General features: G+C 57.7%; 5 protein-coding genes. 2 read left to right on the forward strand and 3 right to left on the reverse strand.

Going from position 1 to position 5243, the window contains the following annotated elements:
• Window positions 1-707: ornithine cyclodeaminase family protein (locus VMW13_04835; protein HUV44140.1), on the reverse strand; the 707-nt coding region annotated here is incomplete at its 3' end.
• 188 nt (window positions 708-895) lie between these two features.
• Window positions 896-1354 (reverse strand): divergent PAP2 family protein, encoded by a 459-nt coding sequence (locus VMW13_04840; GenBank protein HUV44141.1) that lies wholly within the window; start codon window positions 1352-1354, stop codon window positions 896-898.
• A 544-nt stretch (window positions 1355-1898) separates the two neighbouring features.
• Here VMW13_04840 and VMW13_04845 point away from each other — a divergent pair.
• Both VMW13_04845 and VMW13_04850 read left to right on the forward strand, forming a co-directional pair.
• Window positions 1899-2810, forward strand: a complete 912-nt coding sequence (locus tag VMW13_04845) for an SDR family NAD(P)-dependent oxidoreductase (GenBank protein HUV44142.1) — start codon at window positions 1899-1901, stop codon at window positions 2808-2810.
• 91 nt (window positions 2811-2901) lie between these two features.
• Window positions 2902-3846, forward strand: coding sequence for an SDR family NAD(P)-dependent oxidoreductase (locus VMW13_04850; GenBank protein ID HUV44143.1), 945 nt, complete (start codon window positions 2902-2904; stop codon window positions 3844-3846).
• 133 nt (window positions 3847-3979) lie between these two features.
• Here VMW13_04850 and VMW13_04855 read toward each other — a convergent pair.
• The coding region (locus VMW13_04855) for an adenine deaminase C-terminal domain-containing protein (GenBank protein ID HUV44144.1) at window positions 3980-5243 on the reverse strand (1264 nt) is incomplete at its 5' end.

The raw sequence follows: 5243 nt of genomic DNA on the forward strand, positions 1-5243 counted from the left end.
ACGACCACCATTCCGTCCCTCAGGATTGCCGGTTCAAGCTCCTGCTTGCCCTTTGCATCGGCACCAACGGCGTTTATGTGCGTGCCCGGAGCAACCCAGGCTCGCATCACCACCGGTGTTCGGGAAGGAGTCAGTGTACAGACAATGTCCGAAGCCGCTGCCTGCTCCGCCGAACACGCTCTGACAGTGAAGTCGGGGAGAGCATCGATGAGCGTGTCTACGGCGGCCTGCGAACGGTCAAAAACATTTATCTGCCGGATGTCAAAGACCTCAGCCTGGGCCAGTATCTGGTAGCGGGCCTGTTTACCGGCACCGATGATGCCCAGCGTACGGGAATCCCGTCGTGCCAGAAACTTCGAGGCGATGGCGGCGGCGGCAGCCGTCCGGTAGGCGGTTATCTCCGTGGCATCCATCACTGCCAAGGGATATGCAGTCTCCGGGTCGCTGAGAATGAAGATACCGATAACGGTTGGCAGACCCCGAGCCGGATTCTGAGTATGGACATTAACCCACTTGACACCCGCTGCGCCAGGGAGTGCTGCCGGCATCGCCCGGAAATCACCCTTTTCCACGACCAGGTAAGACTTCGGCGGCATGCTGGCCTTACCTTCCACCCAGGCGATAAAAGCTCCTTCGACCGCCCTTATGACCTCAGACATGTTCAACAGGTCGCTTACGGCTTTCCTGTCCAGTAAAAGTGTCGGCATTTACTACTCCAATTCCACCCGGATTCCGAAACTCCTTGTCTATCTAAAACTTACACCGCAGCGTATCCCACGTCAACCGGAGAGAATCGGGAAATGTGGTTTCGGACCCTGGATGGTATCACACTGCGGGCACAGAGGATGACCATCTAATACGTGCGGAAGGAGGACCGAAGCAATATCCGGCGACGCTATACCGAGCCTATCCCCAGGCAGAGCCACGTAATCAGTATACCGAGAGCCGAACCGACGATGACCTGAAACGGTGTATGGCCGATGAGTTCCCGCAGGTCGCGTTCTACCTCGCCACGGGGACGCCTCAGCCGGAGTTCCCGGACGATACGATTGAGGATAGACGCCTGCTGGCTCACCGCCCAGCGTACCCCGGCAGCATCATACATCACCACCATGGCCAGGATGACACTGACGGCAAACGCGGCGGAATCAGGCCCGGCGGTCAGCACCACTGCTGTGGCCAGAGCACTGACCATCGCTGAATGGGAACTGGGCATGCCACCGCTGGTAATAAAGAAGCTCAGGTCGAAACGTCTTTCCTTCAGTAGCTCTATAAACCCCTTGAGCAACTGCACCGCTACCCACGCACAGAGCGGTACTACCAGTACTTTATTGGTTAATATCTCGTTGAGCAATTCTCTCCGCTCACCTGCACTCCCCGACAAACCGATGCCGCTATACTCTGCACCACTCCTGAATATACTATACTATACCGGTCATACTCGGTGATACCCGACCCACCACCTGGTATCGCATCCTCGACTTCGGTGCTCTCGTTCAGACAGATGGGTAACACGACTCCCTGCAGGGAGGGGAAGTTTTCTTCTTGTGTGGCAGCCAGCATTAGCTGTGCCAGAGTGCCACTAATGCCCTGTATATCGCACGACATTCGGTTGACAGAACACGGTAAAAGGGTATAGAATTGCGTTTGCTGTCCTCAGGTGACAAGCGTGAGGTGAAACCCGACACGCCGATGAAAGCCGTCAAAGGTAGGCAAACACCCTCGGGAGAGGCAATGGTAACCCTGCTCTCCCAAATATGGAAGGGTTGCCTTCCATCGACTTGGCAATCCCGTTACTACCACTCTATCTCACTGTAGGCAGGTCTTGCCTGTGACAAGCAGGCGAATCCTAGAAGGCTCCAGGAAGCCGAAGCAATAAACAATTAGGAGGTTGGAACATGGGTGACAGACTGAAGGGGAAGGTAGCCATCGTTACCGGTGCCGGTGGCGGTATCGGCCGGGGGCATGCACTGGCACTGGCGTCGGAAGGCGCTAAGGTGGTCGTCAATGACCTTGGCGGCGCCGTGGATGGCTCGGGGTCGTCCTCCTCTGCGGCTAGCAAAGTCGCTGAGGAAATCAAGGCAGCCGGGGGAGAAGCGGTCGCCAACCACGATTCAGTGACATCGGTAGAGGGCGGTGAGAACATCATCAAGACGGCGGTAGACGCCTTCGGCAAACTGGATATCCTGGTCAACAACGCCGGTATTCTGAGAGACCGCATGGTCTTCAACATGTCACCGGAAGAATGGGACTCAGTGATAAAGGTGCACCTCTACGGGCACTTCAACACCACCAGGCCCGCCTGCGTGCTCTTCCGCCAGCAGAGGAGCGGACGCATCATCAACACCTCCTCGACATCCGGACTGGGCAACCGCGGGCAGTCGAATTACGCTGCCGCCAAAGAGGGCATCGTGGGCTTCACCCGGACGGTCGCCATTGAAATGGGCAGGTACGGGGTTACGTGCAACGCCATCCGGCCCAACGCCGGTACCCGAATGACGATGAGCGATGACATGAAACAGGCCGCAGAGAGGTCTGGACGCGGAGAAATCGTCAAGTATATGGAGTCGATGAAACCCGAGGACATTGCACCCCTGATCGTCTGGCTGGCCTCCGATGACTCTGCAAACGTGAATGGGCGCACTTTCTTCGTGCAGACCGGCAGAATCGCTCTCTTCTCCGAGCCGGTACAGGAGAAGGTAATCGAGAAGCAAGGCGGTTTCACCATTGACGAGCTGTTCGAGAAAATGCCGAAGACACTCGCCGAGGGACTGGTGAACGCATCACCCCCGGAACAGCCCAAGGAATAAACGGCAGAGTCCATAGTAGTCACAGGCCTTTATACCGGAAGACATCAGCCCCACAAGAAGAACTGGTGGTAATCACCATATCAGGAGGTACATGGTGGGCGACAGATTAAAAGATAGAGTAGCAATCGTTACCGGTGCAGGCCGGGGCATCGGCAGAGGCATATCCATTCTCATGGCTGAGGAAGGAGCTAAGGTAGTCGTTAATGACCTTGGTGGTGCCGCCGACGGTACGGGAGCCGAAAAGAAAGTGGCCGACGAAGTCGTCGCTGAAATCAAGGCAGCCGGTGGAGATGCAGTCGCCAACTACGACTCCGTAACCACGGTAGAGGGCGGCGAGAGCATCATCCGGACGGCAGTGGACAGCTTCGGCAAACTGGACATCCTGGTCAATAACGCCGGTATCCTGCGCGACAGGATGATTTTCAACATGGCCCCGGAGGAATGGGACGCAGTGATGAAGGTGCACCTCTACGGGGTCTTCAACTGCACCAAGCCGGCCTGTGTCCTCTTTCGGCAGCAGAGAAGCGGACGCGTAATCAGCATGAGCTCTACCTCGGGCCTGATCGGGAACTCCGGCCAGGCTAACTACGGTGCTGCCAAAGCAGGTATTGCCGGTTTTACCCGGGTTATCGCGCGTGACATGGGCAGGTATGGCGTTACCTGCAATGCTATTGCTCCCGGTGCTTCCACCAGGATGACAATGTCCGAAGAGGTACTGGCGGCACGCCAGATAAGATCTTCGAAGGGAGTTACCGGAGGGGGCGGCGCACAATCTCCCGTTGGTGCTCCAGCACTGCGTGACCCCGACGATATCGCACCGATAGTGGTCTACCTCGCCACCGATGCTGCCGCTAACATCAACGGCCAGACCTTTGGGTCGAGCGGGGGGACAATCTCTCTCTACCATAACCCGGAACCAATGAAGAGCATTTACAAGGACGGTCGCTGGACCCTGGACGAACTGGATAGTATCATGCCGGGGACGCTCTTGGCCGGTCTGGTGAACCCATCACCGCCACAGGCACCCAAGCAGTAACCCGATACGACTAACGGTGAGGGAAGTAAATAGAGCGCACCAGGGGATGTAACCTCATCCTCTGGTGCGTTTTCTTGCCACGACGGGTATCTGCTTGACCGCTTACGTGGTGGGTTATTGCCGGCTCCTCCCCCTACTGAATCAGACGGAACTCGTTCACATCCACCAGTCCGAGGTCGGTCAGTCTTAGCTCCGGTATGACAGGCAGGGCGACGAATGAGAGGGTTGAGAAGGGAGACGTCAGTCCCGTACCCAGACTGGCAGCGGCGCTTTCTACTCTCTCCAGTTGGGCTACTACCTTCTCCAGCGGTTCGTCCGAGAGCAGTCCGGCTATCGGCAGGGCCAGACTGGCTACCACCCTGCCACCATCGGTGACCGCCAGACCACCTCGCAGCCTTTCAATCTCCCGGATTGCCGCCAACATATCCTCGTCACTGGTGCCGACGGCAACGATGTTGTGAGAATCATGGGCTATAGACGATGCCAGGGCACCGCGCTTCAGGCCGAAGCCGCTGACCAGCCCCACACCGACATTGCCGGTCGCCCGGTGGCGTTCCACAACGGCCAGCTTCAGGATGTCCCGGCTGACATCGGGCACAACGGCCCCATTAACCACCCGGACCTTCTCTATCCTTTTGCGCGTCACTATTTGCCCGGGAATAATCTCAATGACGTACCGGGTATCTCCGGAAGGCAGCAGACGCAGCCTTTCCAGACTCAGAGTACCCACCTTTACACTATCGCTCAACCCGCGGGCACGGGCCCGGTGTGACGGGAAAAGCGGCTCCCCCTCGCTGGCCACCAGCTTACCACGGTAGTAGACAGATTCGACCTGAAGGCTCTCCAGGTCAGACAGCACAATCAGGTTGGCCAGGTAGCCCGGAGCCACCGCCCCCAGGTGTTCCAGCCGGAAGTACTCCGCGGCATTTATCGTGGCCATCTGAATCGCCCGGACCGGGTCAAGGCCAAGGCGAATCGCCTTCCTGACCACGGCGTCGATGTCGCCGTCACGCAGAAGGTCGACACAGCTACGGTCGTCGACCACGAACAGGCACCGCTTGTAGGTCTTATCGGTAACCAGCGGCAGCAGCGCCTCCAGGTTCTTCTCCGCAGACCCTTCCCTTATCATCACCCTCATACCCCGTGCCAGCTTCTCCCTGGCTTCCTCCAGGGTAACCGACTCGTGGTCGGAGCGGATTCCCGCGGCAATATAGGCATTCAGGTCCTTCCCGGAAACACCCGGGGCATGTCCATCAATCACTTTCCCTTCGGCGAAGCCAATTTTATTCAGCATCGCTTTATCACGATTGATGACACCCGGGAAATTCATCACCTCACCGAGTCCGATACACTCGCGCATCCGCAACACACGGCGAATATCCTCCGGTTCCAACCTG

Source organism: Dehalococcoidales bacterium (genome assembly GCA_035529395.1).
Taxonomy (GTDB): Bacteria; Chloroflexota; Dehalococcoidia; order Dehalococcoidales; family Fen-1064; genus DUES01.

Bases quoted from the DNA above. Each gene is read 5' to 3' on its own strand.
- VMW13_04850 (HUV44143.1), top strand. From the start codon at position 2,902: ATGGTGGGCGACAGATTAAAAGATAGAGTAGCAATCGTTACCGGTGCA.
- VMW13_04845 (HUV44142.1), top strand. From the start codon at position 1,899: ATGGGTGACAGACTGAAGGGGAAGGTAGCCATCGTTACCGGTGCCGGT.